General features: G+C 39.6%; 10 protein-coding genes and 1 tRNA gene. 6 read left to right on the top strand and 5 right to left on the bottom strand.

What is annotated here, in order from left to right; translation table 11 throughout:
* The first annotated feature begins 5 nt into the window (after positions 1-5).
* Entirely contained in the window at positions 6-401 is a 396-nt protein-coding gene (locus tag DXD68_RS12075) for an HIT family protein (RefSeq protein WP_122361739.1), read from the top strand.
* 211 nt (positions 402-612) lie between these two features.
* On the opposite strand, the gene DXD68_RS12070 is transcribed toward DXD68_RS12075, so the two are convergent.
* Both DXD68_RS12070 and DXD68_RS12065 read right to left on the bottom strand, forming a co-directional pair.
* Positions 613-1,710, bottom strand: coding sequence for a PspC domain-containing protein (locus tag DXD68_RS12070; RefSeq protein WP_122361738.1), 1,098 nt, complete (start codon positions 1,708-1,710; stop codon positions 613-615).
* 12 nt (positions 1,711-1,722) lie between these two features.
* Positions 1,723-2,049, bottom strand: coding sequence for a PadR family transcriptional regulator (locus DXD68_RS12065; protein WP_122356051.1), 327 nt, complete (start codon positions 2,047-2,049; stop codon positions 1,723-1,725).
* Positions 2,050-2,270: 221 nt separating this feature from the next.
* On the opposite strand from DXD68_RS12065, the gene DXD68_RS12060 reads away from it, so the two are divergent.
* From DXD68_RS12060 to DXD68_RS12040, 5 genes are all read left to right on the top strand, one after another.
* Positions 2,271-4,079, top strand: coding sequence for an AMP-dependent synthetase/ligase (locus tag DXD68_RS12060; RefSeq protein WP_122361737.1), 1,809 nt, complete (start codon positions 2,271-2,273; stop codon positions 4,077-4,079).
* A 52-nt stretch (positions 4,080-4,131) separates the two neighbouring features.
* Positions 4,132-5,257 (top strand): peptide chain release factor 2 gene (gene prfB, locus DXD68_RS12055; RefSeq protein WP_122361736.1). Its coding sequence is split into 2 segments (ribosomal slippage): positions 4,132-4,194 and positions 4,196-5,257, totalling 1,125 coding nucleotides; the frame shifts between segments, so codons are not numbered across the junction.
* An 80-nt stretch (positions 5,258-5,337) separates the two neighbouring features.
* Positions 5,338-5,411 (top strand) — tRNA-Ile (locus tag DXD68_RS12050).
* Positions 5,412-5,498: 87 nt separating this feature from the next.
* On the top strand, positions 5,499-6,260 hold the full coding sequence (locus DXD68_RS12045) for a Fic family protein (protein ID WP_122361735.1): 762 nt from the start codon (positions 5,499-5,501) through the stop codon (positions 6,258-6,260).
* Between the two features lie 396 nt (positions 6,261-6,656).
* On the top strand, positions 6,657-10,982 hold the full coding sequence (locus DXD68_RS12040) for a cellulase family glycosylhydrolase (protein WP_122361734.1): 4,326 nt from the start codon (positions 6,657-6,659) through the stop codon (positions 10,980-10,982).
* Between the two features lie 163 nt (positions 10,983-11,145).
* Here the strand turns inward: DXD68_RS12040 and DXD68_RS12035 are convergent, their stop codons facing one another.
* The 3 genes from DXD68_RS12035 to DXD68_RS12025 are packed head-to-tail and all read right to left on the bottom strand — an operon-like array spanning position 11,146 to position 17,371.
* Positions 11,146-12,189, bottom strand: a complete 1,044-nt coding sequence (locus DXD68_RS12035) for a DUF4838 domain-containing protein (RefSeq protein ID WP_122361733.1) — start codon at positions 12,187-12,189, stop codon at positions 11,146-11,148.
* A gap of 22 nt (positions 12,190-12,211) precedes the next feature.
* Entirely contained in the window at positions 12,212-13,963 is a 1,752-nt protein-coding gene (locus DXD68_RS12030) for a RagB/SusD family nutrient uptake outer membrane protein (protein ID WP_122361732.1), read from the bottom strand.
* Between the two features lie 24 nt (positions 13,964-13,987).
* Positions 13,988-17,371, bottom strand: a complete 3,384-nt coding sequence (locus tag DXD68_RS12025; protein ID WP_122361731.1) for a TonB-dependent receptor — start codon at positions 17,369-17,371, stop codon at positions 13,988-13,990.
* Positions 17,372-17,591: the final 220 nt, after the last annotated feature.

The raw sequence follows: 17,591 nt of genomic DNA, 5'->3' as shown, positions 1-17,591 counted from the left end.
AAGATATGGCAACAATATTCAGTAGAATAGTGGCAGGAGAAATACCTTGCCATAAGGTTGCGGAAGACGAAGAATTCTTTGCCTTCCTGGATATTAATCCGGTAGCGAAAGGGCATACTTTGGTTATTCCAAAGCAGGAAACAGACTATCTTTTTGATTTGGAAGACGCATTGTTAGGGCGAATGATGGCTTTTGCCAAGCGTGTGGCACGTGCTCAGGAAGCTGCTATTCCCTGTAAGCGTATAGGCATGGCAGTGATGGGACTGGAAGTACCTCATGCACATATCCATTTAATCCCTATAACCAAGGAGTCGGATATGTATTTCGGAGGCGATAAAATGACAATAACCCAGGAGGAGTTGGCAGAGGTTGCTGCCTTGATAAGAAAAGCGTACAAATAATTGACGAAAGTCTTTTTTTATTAAAAATAATACCTATATTTGTAACCACTATTACTGCGAGTTTTAAAACGGCAGTGATAGTGGTTTTTTAAATGATTCATTAGTGGTTTTTACTCATAAATTTGTTAACCTTAGAAGAAAGGCCCTCCTGAGACAGGACGGCCTTCTTTTTTAAACACACAAATTATAAACCTATTTCTTATCCAGTCTTTTATATATGTATTGAGTAGTTGTTATGCCAGAGGTATGGACTAAGTGCCGGCAACCCTACGTTTACAAAATAGATAATGCATCCTGCCACTGCGATTAGCCATAAAACCAACAATGTCCATTTAGCTGGTGTGGGTAATGGTTTTAAATTGAATAATTGCCCGCATACAGCGTAAAGTAATGCGATTGCAGGAATGCCGATTAATAAAATGACACCGATACAGCCGATCACAGCCATGTAAACGGGAACTCCGCTATACAGGTCCCATCCGAATGGCGAAAGCTGGTACAACATGCTTGCTCCGCCTCCGACTAAAGCTACAGTCACAATGAACAATACGAAAACGATAAGCAAAAGCGGAGGGAGCAGGATGATTCCGGCTAAGACAGCCCCGAATTTTAGCAGGAAGCCGAATACTGTTACAAACAGATCAGCCAGTTTCTGAAAAAAACTTCTGGGCTTGTCGGAACTGATATAGTCGTTCACATTATGGGATACCTTCTCGAAGCCGTCTGTAACGGTTTGTCCGATTGTCTCAAGTGTAACGCTTTTCCCTCGCATGATCAAGCGGTCGGCAGCCGTTCTTGCTACCGGCATAACCATCCATAAAATGATATATAATAAAGCCATCCAGTGTACGACTGGGATAAACAGCAGTAAAATCATGGCTAATCTGACGGCTGTTGCGTCCCAGCCCATATAAGCGGCAATACCTGCGGCAACGCCTCCGATCACACGGTTGTCCGGATCACGCATCAGTTTCTTCTTGCCTGTGGTAACCTGTTCCTGGAAAACACGTTTTTTAGCGTTCTCTTTTTCCTCTTCCGTTTCTTCTTCCTCGAAAATCTCCTCCGGTTTGCCCATGCGGTTGATCACTTCTTCCACATGTTCGATCGTGATTACTTCGTGTCCTAGACGAATTCTTTCACCGAACAATTCGGAAATACGCATTTCAAAATCATTCATGATCTCTTCCGATCCTTCCTCTTTACGGAAATGTATGCGTAAATTAGAAAGATATTTATCCAGCAGCTGGTATGCATCTTCGTCAATGTGGAAAACTGTTCCTCCCAAATTAACTGTAAGCGTCTTCTTCATTGTCTTCTAATTTTAATTGTTTCTAATGTGGTTTATTGTATCATTTAGTTCCTGCCAGGAGTTTTCCAGTTCTCCGAGGAATTCTTCGCCCTTCGGAGTGAGTTGGTAATACTTGCGGGGCGGGCCCTGAGTCGATTCTATCCACTGATAACTTAACAGTTCACTGTTCTTTAACCGGGTTAAGAGAGGATATAGCGTACCTTCTACTACAATCAGTTTAGCTTCCTGTAACTTCTGAATAATGTCAGAGGTGTAAGCCGGTTCTTTCTTGAGAAGTAAGAGGATGCAGTATTCCAGCGTCCCCTTTCTCATCTGTGATTTTACGTTCTCTGCATTCATCTTTTATAGTTTTATGATGCAAATATATGTATTGCCTATGTACTATGCAATACATGCTACTATGTTTATCCTATTTTAACATCTTTCGGATGTATGCCGGACTGCATTCCCATATCCACTTTTTGCACAAAAAGTGCGATTGTGTGTAAAAAAAGAAAGGAATGTGTTGCTATTCAGTAGGAAAGCCGTACTTTTGTTGTATCAATTCAAAACGAAGAATTATGGTATATTACCACTATGCCGAGTTAATTCACCGGCAGGCTGAAAAGTATGGCTCACGTACAGCTTTGAAATACCGCGATGACGAAAGCGGGAAATGGTTAAAGATCTCATGGAGAGAGTTCTCTGAGAAGGTAATGCTTACTGCTAAAGCAATGGCTGAGTTTGGAATAGAAGTACAGGAGAAGATCGGTATCTATTCTCAGAATATGCCTCAGTGTTTATTTACTGATTTCGGGGCTTATGGAAACCGGGTGATATCGATCCCGATGTATGCTACGAATTCTCCGGCACAGATAGAGTATATCATTAATGATGCGGAGATCCACACCTTATTTGTCGGCGAACAGCTTCAGTACAACAATGCTTTTAAAGTGCAGAAAGAGTCGACTGTATTAAAACGGTTGGTTGTTTTTGATCCTGCCGTTAAACTGAATCCGGACGACAAGACTTCCATCTATTTTGATGATTTCCTGCGCCTGGGCGATAATGCACATGCGGAAACGACTGTAAAGATCCGTACCAATGAGGCGAATCCTGAGGATATTGCTACTATAATGTATACATCCGGTACGACCGGTGAATCGAAAGGGGTAATTCTTCACCATTTTAATTACCTGGAGGCAATGCGTATCCATGATATCCGTTTGCCGATGGTGAATGATAAAGACCTGTCGATGTGTTTTCTTCCTTTGACTCACATTTTTGAGAAGGCATGGACTTATTATTGCCTTCATAAAGGAGTGAAGATCGCTATCAACCAGGACCCGAAGATGATACAAAAGACATTGCCGGAGGTTCATCCGACTTTGATGTGTAATGTGCCGCGTTTCTGGGAGAAGGTCTATGTCGGAGTTCATGAGAAAATAAACTCTTCGTCGCCTTTCCTGAAGAAAGTATTCCTGAATGCGATAGAAACAGGACGTTTATATAATCTGGAGTACAAGAACAAAGGTATCAAGGCTCCATTCTGTCTGAAAACCAAATTTGAATTTTATGATAAAACGGTATTTACGCTTCTGAAAAAGGTGCTGGGTATCGAAAGAGGCCGTTTATTCCCGGTTGCAGGTGCGCCGTTATCCGATACGGTCAATGAGTTTTTGCAATCTGTCAATATTCCTATCGTATATGGATATGGTCTGAGTGAAACGACGGCTACCGTTTGTTTCTATCCGGAAATAGGTTTCCAGTTCGGTTCCATCGGTGAGACGATGCCGGGTGTCGAAGTGAAGATCGATGAAAGTAACGGGGAGATCCTCGTGAAAGGAAAGACTGTCACCACCGGTTACTATAACAAGCCGGAAGAAAATGCCCGTTCCTTTACGGCAGACGGTTTTTTCCGCACAGGAGATGCCGGACGTTTGGAAGGAAATGTATTATTCTTTACGGAGCGTATCAAGGATTTATATAAGACTTCGAATGGGAAATATATAGCTCCGCAAGCGATCGAGATGGAAATGAGCAGTGATAAATATATCGAACAGATTGCCGTTATCGGTGACCAGCGCAAGTTTGTCAGTGCCTTGATCGTTCCGTCTTATCCACTTTTGGAAGCGTATGCAGAGAAAAAGGGTATTTCTTATAATAGCCGCGAGGAGCTCGTTGCCAATCATGAAATAATCCGTCTGATAGAATCGCATATCGAAGAACATCAGAAAAATCTGGCTTCATATGAAAAGATCAAGCGGTTCACTTTGCTTCCCCAACCGTTTACGATGGAGGGACGTGAGCTGACAGACACATTGAAGTTGCGTCGTCCGGTCGTTTTGCAGAAATATGCAAATGAGATTGAAGCGATGTATGCTGAGTGAGCGGACGATTAATTTCTTATCTTTGCACGAATTTTAAAACAAAAACAAGATTATGATAACATCAGACCAGCTACAGAACGTGTTGGAGCGCGAGCAAGCGCTGAGGGGGTATCTTTGACATAGATGGTAAGACCATCCAGTTAGAAGAAGAAGAATTGCGTACGCAGGATCCCGGATTCTGGGAGGATGCCAAACGGGCGGAGACTCAGATGAAGAAAGTAAGAGAGCTGAAAAAGTGGATCGAGCTTTATAACGAGGTGAATGCTGCGGCAGAGGAATTGCAGTTGTCTTATGAATATGTAAAGGAAGAGGTTATCACTGAAGAAGAGGTTGATGCGGCTTATGCCAAGGCTTTGGAGCTGGTGGAGAATCTGGAATTCCGGAACATGCTTCGTGACGAGGCGGATCAGATGAGTTGCGTGCTCAAGATAAATTCCGGGGCAGGTGGTACCGAAAGCCAGGACTGGGCTTCTATGCTGATGCGTATGTATCTGCGTTATGCTGAATCTCACAATTATAAGGTTTCTATCGCCAACATACAGGATGGTGATGAAGCGGGTATCAAGACTGTCACTATTAATATTGAAGGCGACTATGCTTTCGGTTATTTGAAAAGTGAGAATGGCGTGCATCGTCTGGTTCGTGTTTCCCCATATAATGCGCAGGGAAAACGAATGACTTCTTTTGCTTCCGTGTTTGTTACTCCGTTGGTGGACGATACGATTGAAGTGAAGATTGAAACAGCTGCTATTTCATGGGATACTTTCCGTTCAGGCGGTGCCGGTGGGCAGAACGTAAATAAAGTAGAATCAGGAGTACGCTTGCGTTATCAGTTTAAGGATCCTTATACGGGTGAGGAAGAAGAGATCCTGATTGAAAATACCGAGACGCGTGACCAGCCGAAGAACCGTGAGAATGCGATGCGTCAGTTGCGCTCTATCCTGTATGATAAGGAGTTGAAACATCGTTTGGCAGAGCAGGCTAAGATTGAAGCCGGTAAGAAGAAGATCGAATGGGGATCACAGATCCGTAGTTACGTTTTCGACGATCGCCGTGTGAAAGACCACCGTACCAACTATCAGACCTCTGATGTAAATGGTGTAATGGATGGTAAGATCGACGAATTTATCAAGGCTTATCTGATGGAGTTTGGCGGTGAGGAAGCTGCTGAAAAGTAAAGTTTTTAATGGAAAACTTGCAAAACTCGATTAAAAGTCGTAATATTGCACCCGATTTCAGAGTAACCCTCTGAAATACCGGTCCTATAGCTCAGTTGGTTAGAGCACCTGACTCATAATCAGGGAGTCCTTGGTTCAAGCCCAAGTGGGACCACCTTCGGAAAAAGGCTTTGCGGGTGACTGCAAAGCCTTTTTTGTTTTGTTGTACTGGGAAAAGCATCAACATTAAAGTCGAATAATCATGATTGAAGATCTAAGTATCGTATTGCAAGAAGTGGATTCTCTTAAAGCGGAACTAGCTACTTTGCGTCCATTGCCCCCGGAAGCCTTAAAAAAGATAGCGGATGCTCTCGAAATGGAGTATACCTATGAAAGTAACCGAATAGAAGGAAATACGCTTACATTGCAGGAGACGGCCCTTGTTGTGAATGAGGGTGTAACCATATCCGGTAAATCTATGCGGGAGCACTTGGAAGCTATCAACCATGCGCAGGCCATCGATTTTATCAAAGATATTGCCCAGCAAAAAATAGAGATAAGCGAACGGACAATTAAGGAAATCCACGCTATCGTGCTGCATGGCATTAACCGGGAGAATGCCGGTCGTTATCGGACTGTGCCGGTACTGATAACGGGGAGTACTCACATACCGCCTCAACCCTATCTCATTGAGAAACAAATGGAAGATTTTATTTTAAAGTTTCAGCAAATGGAGAAGGAGGGCATCCACCCGGTAATAATAGCAGGGTACTTACATGACGAACTTGTCAGGATCCATCCGTTTATCGACGGAAACGGGCGAACATGTCGTCTTTTGATGAACCTTTACCTTTTACTGCATGGTTATATCCTTGTTACGCTGAAAGGTGATAATGACAAGAAACTGCAATATTATAAGGCTTTGGAAAAGTCACATACAGAGCATGAACCGAATGCTTTTTATCTCTTGGTAGCCGAGGCTGAAAAAGAAGCATTGCAGCGGTATATTCAGATTATAAAATGAAATAGATTTCTTCTAAACTTTATTTTTTTAATATCTACCGCATCAAGCCAATCCTTTGTATATTGATAACGAAAGCCCGACCAGTTCATTCCAGTCGGGCTTGTTTTTGTCTGTCTTTGCTCTTCACAGAGATCGAACAGAAGAACTTTATTTTATTACTTTTTTTATAATCTGCGAAAGCGGAAATTCATGACGTGAAGTTTAAAAGGTGTGTCTATTAAGCTGTATCCCAATTGCTTATTAAATTAAAAATAAACTTAACGAGTCTGTTTTATTAAATAAATATAGCGATATTTGTCTTGAGTATAATGAGTTAAAAACCAGTTTGTTGTTGAATGTCCGCTTTTTAGTATGGACAAAGATATGAGCGCTTAAAAAAAGGGGTATACACAAATTATGAAGAAAAATATTTTCACAAGGATAGCCACTATTGTATGTTTATTAACCGGAATGGCCGGAGTATTTGGGCAGAGTGCGCAGGCTGAAACGATTCCAGCTGCAAATGATCCGGGACTTAATAAAGAAAGTCATGGGGTAAAAACTATTTATAGTAATTACTATGGGAAGCGTACTGATTTACAATATGATTCGTGGGGGGCAACTCAAACGACTATAAAGTCCACAGAAAACAATAGTAATGGTCAAGAAATGATCGAGTTTTCGTCGTTTGATAATCAGGTTATTGCGTTTTATGATGAAAATGTAGAACCTAATGTTAAGATAGAAACATCTTCTATTAGCCATATCAATATTGATATTTATCTAAGCGAAAAGATAGACGGTCTTTATATAAAGTTGTATGCACCTCTTTCTGAGGCGGTTTATGGCTATACGGCTTCAAAAAATGATACAGACGGAGAATTGTCATCAGGTGTTTGGCATACCCTCAGTATCCCTTTGAGTGAATTTAGATCTGTATCATATGAGGGAAATGAACTGAAACAAATAAACGCTATTGAATTAACGGTTGTAGACGGGACGGGGAAACCTGTCAAGGGGAGCGCAACGGCTTATTTGGATAACATCTTTTTCTATAAAAACGCGGATGTTTCTACTACTTTATTAGAAGCCGCACCTATTCCAAAATACCAGCGTTCTAATATCAAAAACTTCTACAGTACGGAATATGGGACAGATATCAGTATAGAATATTTACAATGGGGATCATCGACTCTAAACTCAACAGCAAAGGATGAAAATCAAAAAGATATTCTCAAATTCTCAACATTTGGATGGATGGCAATGCAATATAACCCTACTAATCAGGTTTTGAATATAGAGGGGAAAGACTATTTGCATTTGGAAGTTTATCCTGAGACTGCAATATTATTTGCCGTAGAGTTAATTCTTTATGAAGACAGAATAGAAGGGGTTGATGAATCCCAAAAAGTAAAAACCAACTTCTATAGCCTTACTGCCAATAGCTGGAATTCTATTGATATAAATCTTTCTGATTTTTACGAGAAAACAGGTGGAAATAAGTATATCAGTGTTATAAATCTTTCTTCCAATAGTGAGCTTACTACCGTATACATGGATCATGTCTATTTCTATGATAGCAAACAAACGGTTGTTGAAGGGACGCCCGATTTTACCGCTTATCTTCCTCCGGTACGCAATGCGGATGATGTGATTTCTTTATTTGGCGATTCATATACAGATGTAAGTTCTAAGAGAAAGGTTGATTTTCTTGCAACATCAAGTCATCAAACCACTGTACCACAACCTACGTCCATTGCTAATCGTGAAGTGATGGCTTTGATCGATATGAATCATTGCCCGATACAGATTCTCGATGAGAATAAAGATGTCAGTGGGATGGATTTTTTCCATATCGATATCTATTCACCGGTAGCAATAAGAAGCTTTAATGTTAAACTAAATGGTAATGAAAAAACTCATGATATTAATTTACCCCTTGAAGCTGGTAAATGGAATCGTTTTGATATTGATTTGAGTACGCTCAAATTAGGAGAAAATAGAAGTATATTAACCCGATTAGATTATGTATGGCCTGAAAATGGAGGATCGAATACCCTCTTTGTCGATAACATATACTTCTATAACAAGCAAGATCATTTCGATCCAACTCCGATTTCCACCTTTAACAATCAGTTAGGTCGTGGTGTCAACATCGGTGCCACTTTCGAGCAGGAAGCTGACTATCTGTGGGATGATTATTATATCCAAAAGATAAAAGAAAAAGGCTTTAAGCATGTACGTTTACCTGTTCGTTGGGATAATTTCCCGACAAGCGATTATAGAAGTCTCAAAGAGGCACCTTATAATATAAAGCCGGAATTTCTGACAGAAATACAAACAGTTGTAGATAAACTTTTGGCTGCCGATCTGAAAGTCATTCTTAATATACACCATTATGATCCGTTGATGGATCTGACGGGTGATACACAGGAGGCTGAAATAAAACGATTCCTGGCTCTTTGGGGACAACTGTCCGAGTATTTCCAAAATTACGATGAGCGTCTGATTTTCGAAATATTGAATGAACCAAGAGATGCGATGGATAGCAAATGGAACAGAGTTTTCAAAGATGCTATTGGCGTGATAAGAAAAGAAAACAAATTCGGAAACGCCAACAACCAAAATCGTGTCCTTATGGTTGGTACAACGGATTGGGGAACGATCAACGGCTTGGAAGGCAGCAATGCCTTAATATTACCAGAGGATGATAAACGTTTGATCGTAACGATTCACTATTACAACCCATTGCCTTTTACTCACCAGGGAGCGAGTTGGGTAAAGCCAGGCTATCCTATCGGATTGAGATGGAACGATACACAAAAAGAGCGGGATGCTGTCACTGCTGATTTTGAAAAGATAAAAAAATTTAGCGAAGACAATAAGAATGTCCCTATTCATATCGGAGAGTTCGGTGTCCATTTTGAGGCAGATATCGATTCACGCCTCCTTTGGACAAATCATATAGCACGGACAATCGATAAACATGGATTTAGTTCTGCTTACTGGCATCTGACGTCAAGCATATACAATAAGTCAAAAGGAGATTTCCCTTATCTGCCCGATGCATTGCTTACTCATTCGATGCCCGCTAAAGTGTCTGGTATAGAGTATCGTGAAAAAGAGTCTGTTTATGATATAAAAAATCCTGGTGGAAAGAGTTGGTCAGGACATGGATATGTGGGTGAACTTAATTCTGTCAAAGATGCTTTAACGGTACAAATAGAAAATGGAGGTGAGTATACTTACTCGGTTCAGGCACTATTAAGAGGGTTACCTATAGAAAACAATGCGACCTATGAGGTCTCTTTTACTGCTATGTCAACAGGTGAGGGGGATAGCTATTATACTTATGTCGGTTCAGAAGGTGAAGGTCATACTCCATACGGCAATTTCTCTTTTGCGCCGGGAAATGAAGAACAAGTATTTTCTTATGCCTTTACCATGCATTATGATACGGATGCCGAAGCTCGTATGGCTTTTGACTTAGGAAAAGGAAGTCCGGCTACAATTACTTTAAAGGATATTACAGTAAAGAAGGTTGTCGAAGTCATTCCGCAGGCTCCTGTTCCATCCAAAAATGCAGAAGAAACAACATGTATATTCAGTTCAAAATATACCGGAGATTTGTATATTCCGGCAGCGAATGATTTAGCCATGAACATGCAAGAACAGAAGATTATTCTATTCTCAGACTTTGACTCACGGGAAATTTCTTTTGCAACAACGTCTCCGGGAGATAAGAAAATGCTTCACCTGGAAGTATATCCAGGGAGTTGGTTTGATGTAAAGATAGCTGTTACCGGAAATGGAGATACTTCAGCAGAAGAAAGCTATACATTGAAACCCCATGAATGGAACGGCATCGATATAGACTTAACCGGTTTCCTATCCCAGACAGGTGGAAAACTGAAGAGTATCCAGCTATCCGGAGGAACCGGAGAAGAACGCAGAATTTATCTGGATCATATCTATCTATACCAAAAGACGGTGGTAAAACCGGACCCAGAGGATCCGGACCCTGAAGATCCCGATCCGGAAGATGAATCTGCCCCCCTTTGGCCGGCATCAACGCCGACTCTCCTGCAGGAAAATGTGATCTCTGTATTCAGCAATGTTTACGAAAATATTTATTCCAGCTTTGAGAGCTTGGAAGGGCAGGATACTAAAGTGGAAACTATTACAGTTAAAGGTATTCCTGTATGGAAACTGACCAATACGAATATACTGGCAGTCAACATTAAATTACAGGATGTATCTTCGATGGAGTTCCTTCACTTGGATGTATGGAGTCCTAATGCCGGAACATTGAAAGTATATTTGTCGGACGGCATAAGTGAAACGGAGCTTACCGCACTCTCGATCCCGAAAGAAAACTGGCTGACATCCAAATTGACTTTGCCGGATTGGAGTATCGTCAAGTATATCCGGTTTGAGAGTGATACGAAAGGCACTTTCTATCTGGATAATCTCTATTTCTCTAAAAGTCCGGCAACAGGAAATGAAGAAATCAATGCTGATGCAATCGTTTGCCAGGTATCCAATAGCCGCTTGACCGTTGAGGCTACCGATCCGGTTGTAGTTATAGAGATCATTGATATTACAGGACGTCTTATTTCCAGAGAATCACCGATGACTAATATTGCGACTGTCGATATTCATTCGATAAGTAAAGGAGTTTATATTGCACAAGTGGTATGTACGAATGGAAACAGGGAGACTTTTAAGTTTGTAAAGAAATAAAGTCAAAAACTCCTTTTAAACGAACCTCAACTTCGTTTAAAAGGAGTTTTTTTTCGTTTTAAACGAGGTTATAGTCCGTTTAAAACGAATTTTATCTCGTTTAAAACGAGATTTTGGAATGTCCTTGACAAAATACTCTAGCTCAACAAAGTAGACCGAGAATTTATTTTGAAAGCCTGTACGAATTTAATCCTTCTCCATACTCGTTTAAATAGGATTCTGCCGGATATGTTTTTAAATAATCAGCGTCTATATACACTGCAAAAGAAGTGATATTCTTAATTCCTAATTTTGCATATGTATCTATGTCTGATTTAAAAACATCTTTATGCCATGGTAAATCTACAGCTGGTTTCTTCCAGTTGCTGAAAAGGGAAACGTCCAGCCAATATTCCAAAATTACTGCTGTTTCCGCAGGAAAAACTTTTAAATTATCATGTAAATATTTTAGATTTTCCGAATGCTTCATACCTCTCCCTTCAGCAGATAAGTCAGACAAAGGCTTTTCCCATGTCCGAAGGAAAGGTGCAAATTCAAGAAAAATACCTTCTTCCGGTTTTATTTTCTGCGGAGCATCTAATGTGTTGAAATAGGCTAAATGAGCTAACTGAGCCTGAGGGTCAAATGTTCTCAAAGCTTTGATCATCCTGTTTTCTATAATTAAAGCTTGTTCACTAGCTGTATATTTTGAACATGAAGGACATTGGCATGTGGGTGCTCCGTCATCCAGCCAAAAATAGTATCGATGATTGGAAGGAGGTAGAAGTTTGGCATATTCCAAAGCCTTACTTGCTATAATATCCAATGCTTTATCAGAACTCGTACAGCAATTAAAATCGGTGACTCTTCTTCCTTCTTCGTTCATCCTGAACATTGTAGAATCTTCCGAATATAATTCTCTCGGTAACAACTCTTTCATTGCATGTAACTGATGCTCTACTGCTATTCCGTGTTTTTGACAGGACTGCAGAAAAGCTTTTCCTTTATCTGTTTGTAAAAATGATGAAACTTGATCGGGAAACATATGTGTACCAATTGTGTTTATACCATTTTTAGATGCTAATGCGGGCCAGTCCGTTGTTTCCAGATCTTGAACGCTCAGGATGATACCTTTCATTTCAAAAAACTGTTTTGATTCTGTTTTTGTACAAGAATAAAATGAACAACAGACCAAACATATGAGTGATAAAATTAATTGATTCTTCATGTTTTATATTTTAATGTGATTCTTAAGGAGTTGTCCAGCCTGGATTCTGTTTAAGATTCGTATTTAACATCAATTCTTCTAAAGTCAATGGAGACAGATAGTCTCTTTCCGGGTTGAATTGCCAACCGTTAGGTAATGAGGTCGCATATGGGTCTACGTAGCCATCTGCAGACAAATAGACATTTTTCCCAATTACAAGTTCGGGATAATCATTCTGGTTATATTTAATACCCAATGGTTTTACTCCTGTAATCAGACGATCTCCTTTCCAACGGCGTAGGTCGTTCCAGCGGAAACCTTCACAAGCAAGTTCAATCCTTCTTTCCCTTCTGATTTCATTAATAATAGGGGAGAGTTCCGGAAAATCCCAAGCCGGATCTTCTGCTATATTATCAAGTGAGAGATGAGCCATACCAATACGATCCCGTATGGTGTTAATAGTCAGATCTATATCCTCTTGTGTCAGAGTTCCTAATTCAGCTTTTGCTTCTACGTAATTTAATAGAACCTCGGCATATCTGAATAGGATATAGGCTGTTATGGATGTTTGATCGGTTGTCTGAACTTTATTTGTGTTCTCAGGGGAAGAGCCTTTTTTTAGCTGATAACCAGTCGTACAAAAATTCTCTCCGGCCAGATGTAAAGGAGCTCTTTCAAAAATTTTGATTGTATCTCCGTTTTCAATAGTGATAGGATCACCTTTTACGAAAGTGAGTTGTCTTAAGCGCAGATCCCTATTTTCGAATACGGAATAGGGCAGATCATCTCCCTTATATAAGCCGTCACTATTGTGTATAGGTCTTCCATTTGAACACAAATAACTGTCTATTAATGCTTTTGAAATACCGAAATCTCCAGCCAGGATACCAACATAACGTTGACAGTTATGTGTAAATTTCAGATCGGCACTGTATTTTCTCCAAAACATAATTTCAGGATTATTCTGTAAATCATCCTGATTAAATAGATTCATATAATCTTTTTCAATATCCCCCGTTGAATAAATCTGATATGAAGTTCCATATTTACCATCCATTATGGCTTTTGCAGCCTGCATTGCCTCATCCAAAAAATAGTCGGAGCGATTATTGGATGCTGCGAATTTACTACCGTTATGATATTTCTCCCATGTCCCTTCAAATAGTGCAACTCTCGATTTGAAAGCTAAGGCTATTTCTTTATTCAAACGAAATGCTACCGCTTCATTTGCTGGTTTCAGGTATTCAATCGCTTTATCCAAATCTTCTAAAATATGCGCTGCAATCTCAGATCGGTCAGCCCGTGATGAATATAATTCAGGTGAACTGGTTGTCAGCACCTTGTCAATCCAAGGGACTCCTCCATATTCTTTTAATAAATCCCAATAATACCATGCCCTGAAAAAAAGTCCTTCTCCAATGTAAGGGTTCTTCTCATTATCCGGAAGGTCCATTTCTTCTGATTTTTCCAGAAAATAATTGACGGAACGAATATTCACATAATATAAATTACTGCCTGATGTCGGAGTAACAGTTAATCCGGCCAGACGTGCATTATAAGTTGTGGGTATCAGATTATCGGTCGAACGATCTAACCAATATGCTCCGGCATCATACGTTCCATATGTTGGGAACATTGCATAATATTGATTTAGAAAAGTTTCCATATCTTGCGTATTCTGCCAGAATGATTCTTCTGTGATATTAATCTGAGGGGGCCTGTCCAAAAAATTGTCTCCACATGAAAATGAGAAAAATATCAGACCGGATAAAAGTGTATTTACTATAGCTTTCATAATTCTATTTTTTATAATGTGACTTTATAATACGACTGTTAACCCAAAAGAGAAGCTTTTTGACAATGGATATATTTTCCCGGCTCCAAAAGAACCATATAAAGCTTCCGGATCGAATGTAGAGGGCAAACTGGAAAAAGTGATCAGGTTTTCTCCGCTGACATATAATCGGGCATATTTCAGGAATATTTTTTCTACCCATTCTTTTGGAAGTTCATATCCTATCTGCAGGTTTTTCAATCGGAAATAAGCTCCATTTTGTAAATAACGAGATGAAACCTGTCTGTTTTTAGCATCATCAAAGGCTAAACGAGGAAAATAAGCCCCTCTGTTTTCTGTTGTCCAGTAATCTAAGTGGGGTTTAAATCCTGAACTAGCCCAAATGTTACCACTCCAAACTTGTCCCCAAAACATATTATATCCGCTGTCAAACCAAACACCATATTTCCCAACGCCACTCCAAAACATAGATAGGTCTATGTTTTTCCATTTTAGATTCGTTTTCAAATTATAATAAACCGAAGGGATTGAGTTTCCTATGACCTTTAAATCTCCGTGTTCTTTCAAGGTATTTTGTCCGACACTAATTATATTATCTCCATTCAGGTCGGCATAACGAACATCTCCGGGATACCATGCTCCATATATTGAGGACTGAGAAGGAGCCTGGTTTATTTCCTCTTCCGACTGAAATAAGCCGTTAGATTCATATCCCCATATTTCTCCAACTCTCTTTCCTACATAATCAGAACTTAATATTTGTTCGGGATTATCTGTTTTAGTAATAAAAGACAAGTGTCTTTCAAGGTTCACTCCAATGCTGTAGCTCCAATCTTTTCCTATATGATCTGCCCAGTTCAGGCTCAATTCCCATCCACGGGTTTTCATTGCATCACTGTTTATAGAAGGTGCTGAAGTCCCAAGTAAGGAAGGAAGAGGTTCTCCCGTTGTAATAATGTCTGTCCGGCTTTTTTTGTAAATATCAAAAGATGCATTCAATCGGTTGTTGAGTGTTGCGATATCAAGTCCGAAATTCAGAGTGGACAAGGTCTCCCAGGTTAACGATTCACTGAGTAATGCTGGTATATATACCGTTGCGGGTCTACCGTCATTATTAATCCAGTTGATTTGTGGAGTCGTACCCATTATTGCAAGATAATTGTAATCAAGTCCATTCTGATCTCCTAGAGAACCATATGAGAATCTCAGTTTTGTATATGGGAGAATTGACTTAAGTGATTTCCAGTAGGGTTCTTCTGATAATCTGTATGCCAATGATATAGATGGAAAGAATCCCCATCTGTCCTCTTTCCGATATTTGTAGGAACCATCTAGTCTTCCATTCAGTTCGAGAAGGTATTTTTCCTTGTAATTGTAATTTATTCTGGCAAAATATCCCATAGTGGCCCATGAGGATGCATTATCTCCGTTCAACATTTGTCCGATTGCCGTATTGAATGAAGGGACAGCATCTGTAATCAGGTTTTGTTTAGTCGCATTTAATGAATTTAACGATTTTGTTTCCTGGTTATATCCCAACATTACTTTGAATGCATGATCTTCAAATGATTTATTATAAGTTGAATAGACATCCAAGCGCTGATAGGTATCTCCGTCAGCCTGTTTATAAACCTGACTTGGCGGAACTATATCATAAGCGATAAAAGGATTACCATTGAGGTCGTTCAGATAAATAACAGGTTGATGGATAAAGCGATTATATCCTCTGTAATTGAAAGTATAGCTTCCTTTGATAATCCAGTTTTTTAATGGTTCCAGTTCAAGTTCTCCGGTCAGCCATAGTTGATTATCATTATATTTATCACGTGCCCCACTTTCATAAATATGAATTCTGGACATTTCACCCCATTGTCCGTCAGGGGTTTTCACAGGATCTGTCGGCCAACGACGAGCTATATCATGAAATAGAACTGATCGTCCCAGCCCATTGCCTCCATAACCATCTTGTGGCCAGTCTGATTCTGCCCTTGAAAATTTGGTTTTTGTATTTAAGCGTAACCAACTTGTTATATTTGAATTGAAATTGGCAGATGTTGTGTACCGTTTGTATTTGTCATCGCCATAGGCCATTTGTCCTGCATTTGTATATAAACCTGCAGAGACATAATATTTAGAGTTTTTTGTATTTCCGGATATACTGATATTATGTTGCTGTGTCTTTACAAAGTCTTTGAAAAATACTTTATACCAATTGGTATTGGCATTCGCATACATCATTTTCCCCCATTTGTTGGGAATGGTTGGATCCGGATAGGTAGAAGGTGTGTTTGTAGGATCTACCATATAATTTTTTATTCTTCCAATGACTTCATCTGAGAAAATTTGACCTGCACCTGAGTTTGATGCTGCTTCATTCCACCAGGTAGCATATTCCAAACTATTCATCGGATCTGGTAATGAAGTAGGCTTAGACCATGCGATATTATTCGTGTAGGTAATCTCAGGTTTTTCTTTATTGGAAGTTCCTTCCTTTGTTGTGATTAAAACAACTCCATAAGCTGCCCGTGCTCCATAAATAGCCGCACTTGCTGCATCTTTCAAAACAGAAATATTTTCTATATCATTGGGGTTTACCATGTTGATATCCATAGGAACACCATCCACTAACACATAGGGTGACCCTTGACCTCTGATCTGCCAGGTAAGAGCAGCATCCGGATCTCCTCCGGTAGTGTTCGTGATGACTAATCCCGGAACTTGTCCTTGTAATATTTGTGATACCTGAGAGACGGCTCTGTTCTCCAGATCTTTATTGTCTACTACACTCAATGCTCCTGTTAGATTTATCTTTTTTTGGGTACCGTATCCGACAACAACGACTTCTTCCAATTTTTGAGAATCTTCCTGCAATTCTATATTGATTATTGAATTGTTCTCTGTTTTTACTTCCTGAGTATTATAGCCTATATAGGAAATAACAAGAATTGCATTTGCGGCTGTTTCTAGTTGGAAACGACCGTCTATATCGGTGATAATGCCGTTGGTTGTTCCTTTTTCCACGATGTTAGCTCCTATGATAGGTAGACCGTCGGAATCGGTGACCGTTCCTGTTATTTTCTTTTTCTCAGTTTTCGATTGATTAGAAAGTAAGTCTTTCTGAATGATGATATTCTTATTCTTGATCTCATATGAAACTTTTTGACCATGTAGTATTTGTTTTATAACCTGATCTACTGTTCCATTCTGTACATCTACCTGAATGACTTTCTGTGTGTCTACATCCCCGGAAGCAAAAACAAAGGAATAACCGTTTCCTTCCTTCAATGTTTCCATGGCTTTTTTCACTGTTACATTATTTAATTTGAGGTTGATATTCTGCGCAAATGCAGTCAAATTAATGCATAATATTGCCAGGACCATATATATGGCCTTCTTTTTAATTTTCATAAGTAATTAGAATTAATTGTTTTAAACAAGAAATCTTAATACCGGAAGTAAAGTTTTATTATATTTGTCATTACTTTCGGAAACTCGCAGAGATAGAGTCCGGAAACTTGAATCGGGAGATTGTGCAGATCTTCCGGTTCTTTTTTATTTTGGACTCTGTTCCTTTTACTAACCAGGGTCTTTTCTTTTCATATAAATTCAATTTTAAAGTTAATAATAC

Origin of the sequence: Parabacteroides sp. TM07-1AC, from assembly GCF_003480915.1 — a bacterium.
Lineage (GTDB): Bacteria > Bacteroidota > Bacteroidia > Bacteroidales > Tannerellaceae > Parabacteroides > Parabacteroides chongii.
This window is presented reverse-complemented; position numbering and strand designations above follow the sequence as displayed.

Bases quoted from the DNA above. Each gene is read 5' to 3' on its own strand.
- DXD68_RS12075 (WP_122361739.1), top strand. From the start codon at position 6: ATGGCAACAATATTCAGTAGAATAGTGGCAGGAGAAATACCTTGCCAT.
- DXD68_RS12070 (WP_122361738.1), bottom strand. From the start codon at position 1,710: ATGAAGAAGACGCTTACAGTTAATTTGGGAGGAACAGTTTTCCACATT.
- DXD68_RS12065 (WP_122356051.1), bottom strand. From the start codon at position 2,049: ATGAATGCAGAGAACGTAAAATCACAGATGAGAAAGGGGACGCTGGAA.
- DXD68_RS12060 (WP_122361737.1), top strand. From the start codon at position 2,271: ATGGTATATTACCACTATGCCGAGTTAATTCACCGGCAGGCTGAAAAG.
- DXD68_RS12045 (WP_122361735.1), top strand. From the start codon at position 5,499: ATGATTGAAGATCTAAGTATCGTATTGCAAGAAGTGGATTCTCTTAAA.
- DXD68_RS12040 (WP_122361734.1), top strand. From the start codon at position 6,657: ATGAAGAAAAATATTTTCACAAGGATAGCCACTATTGTATGTTTATTA.
- DXD68_RS12035 (WP_122361733.1), bottom strand. From the start codon at position 12,189: ATGAAGAATCAATTAATTTTATCACTCATATGTTTGGTCTGTTGTTCA.
- DXD68_RS12030 (WP_122361732.1), bottom strand. From the start codon at position 13,963: ATGAAAGCTATAGTAAATACACTTTTATCCGGTCTGATATTTTTCTCA.
- DXD68_RS12025 (WP_122361731.1), bottom strand. From the start codon at position 17,371: ATGAAAATTAAAAAGAAGGCCATATATATGGTCCTGGCAATATTATGC.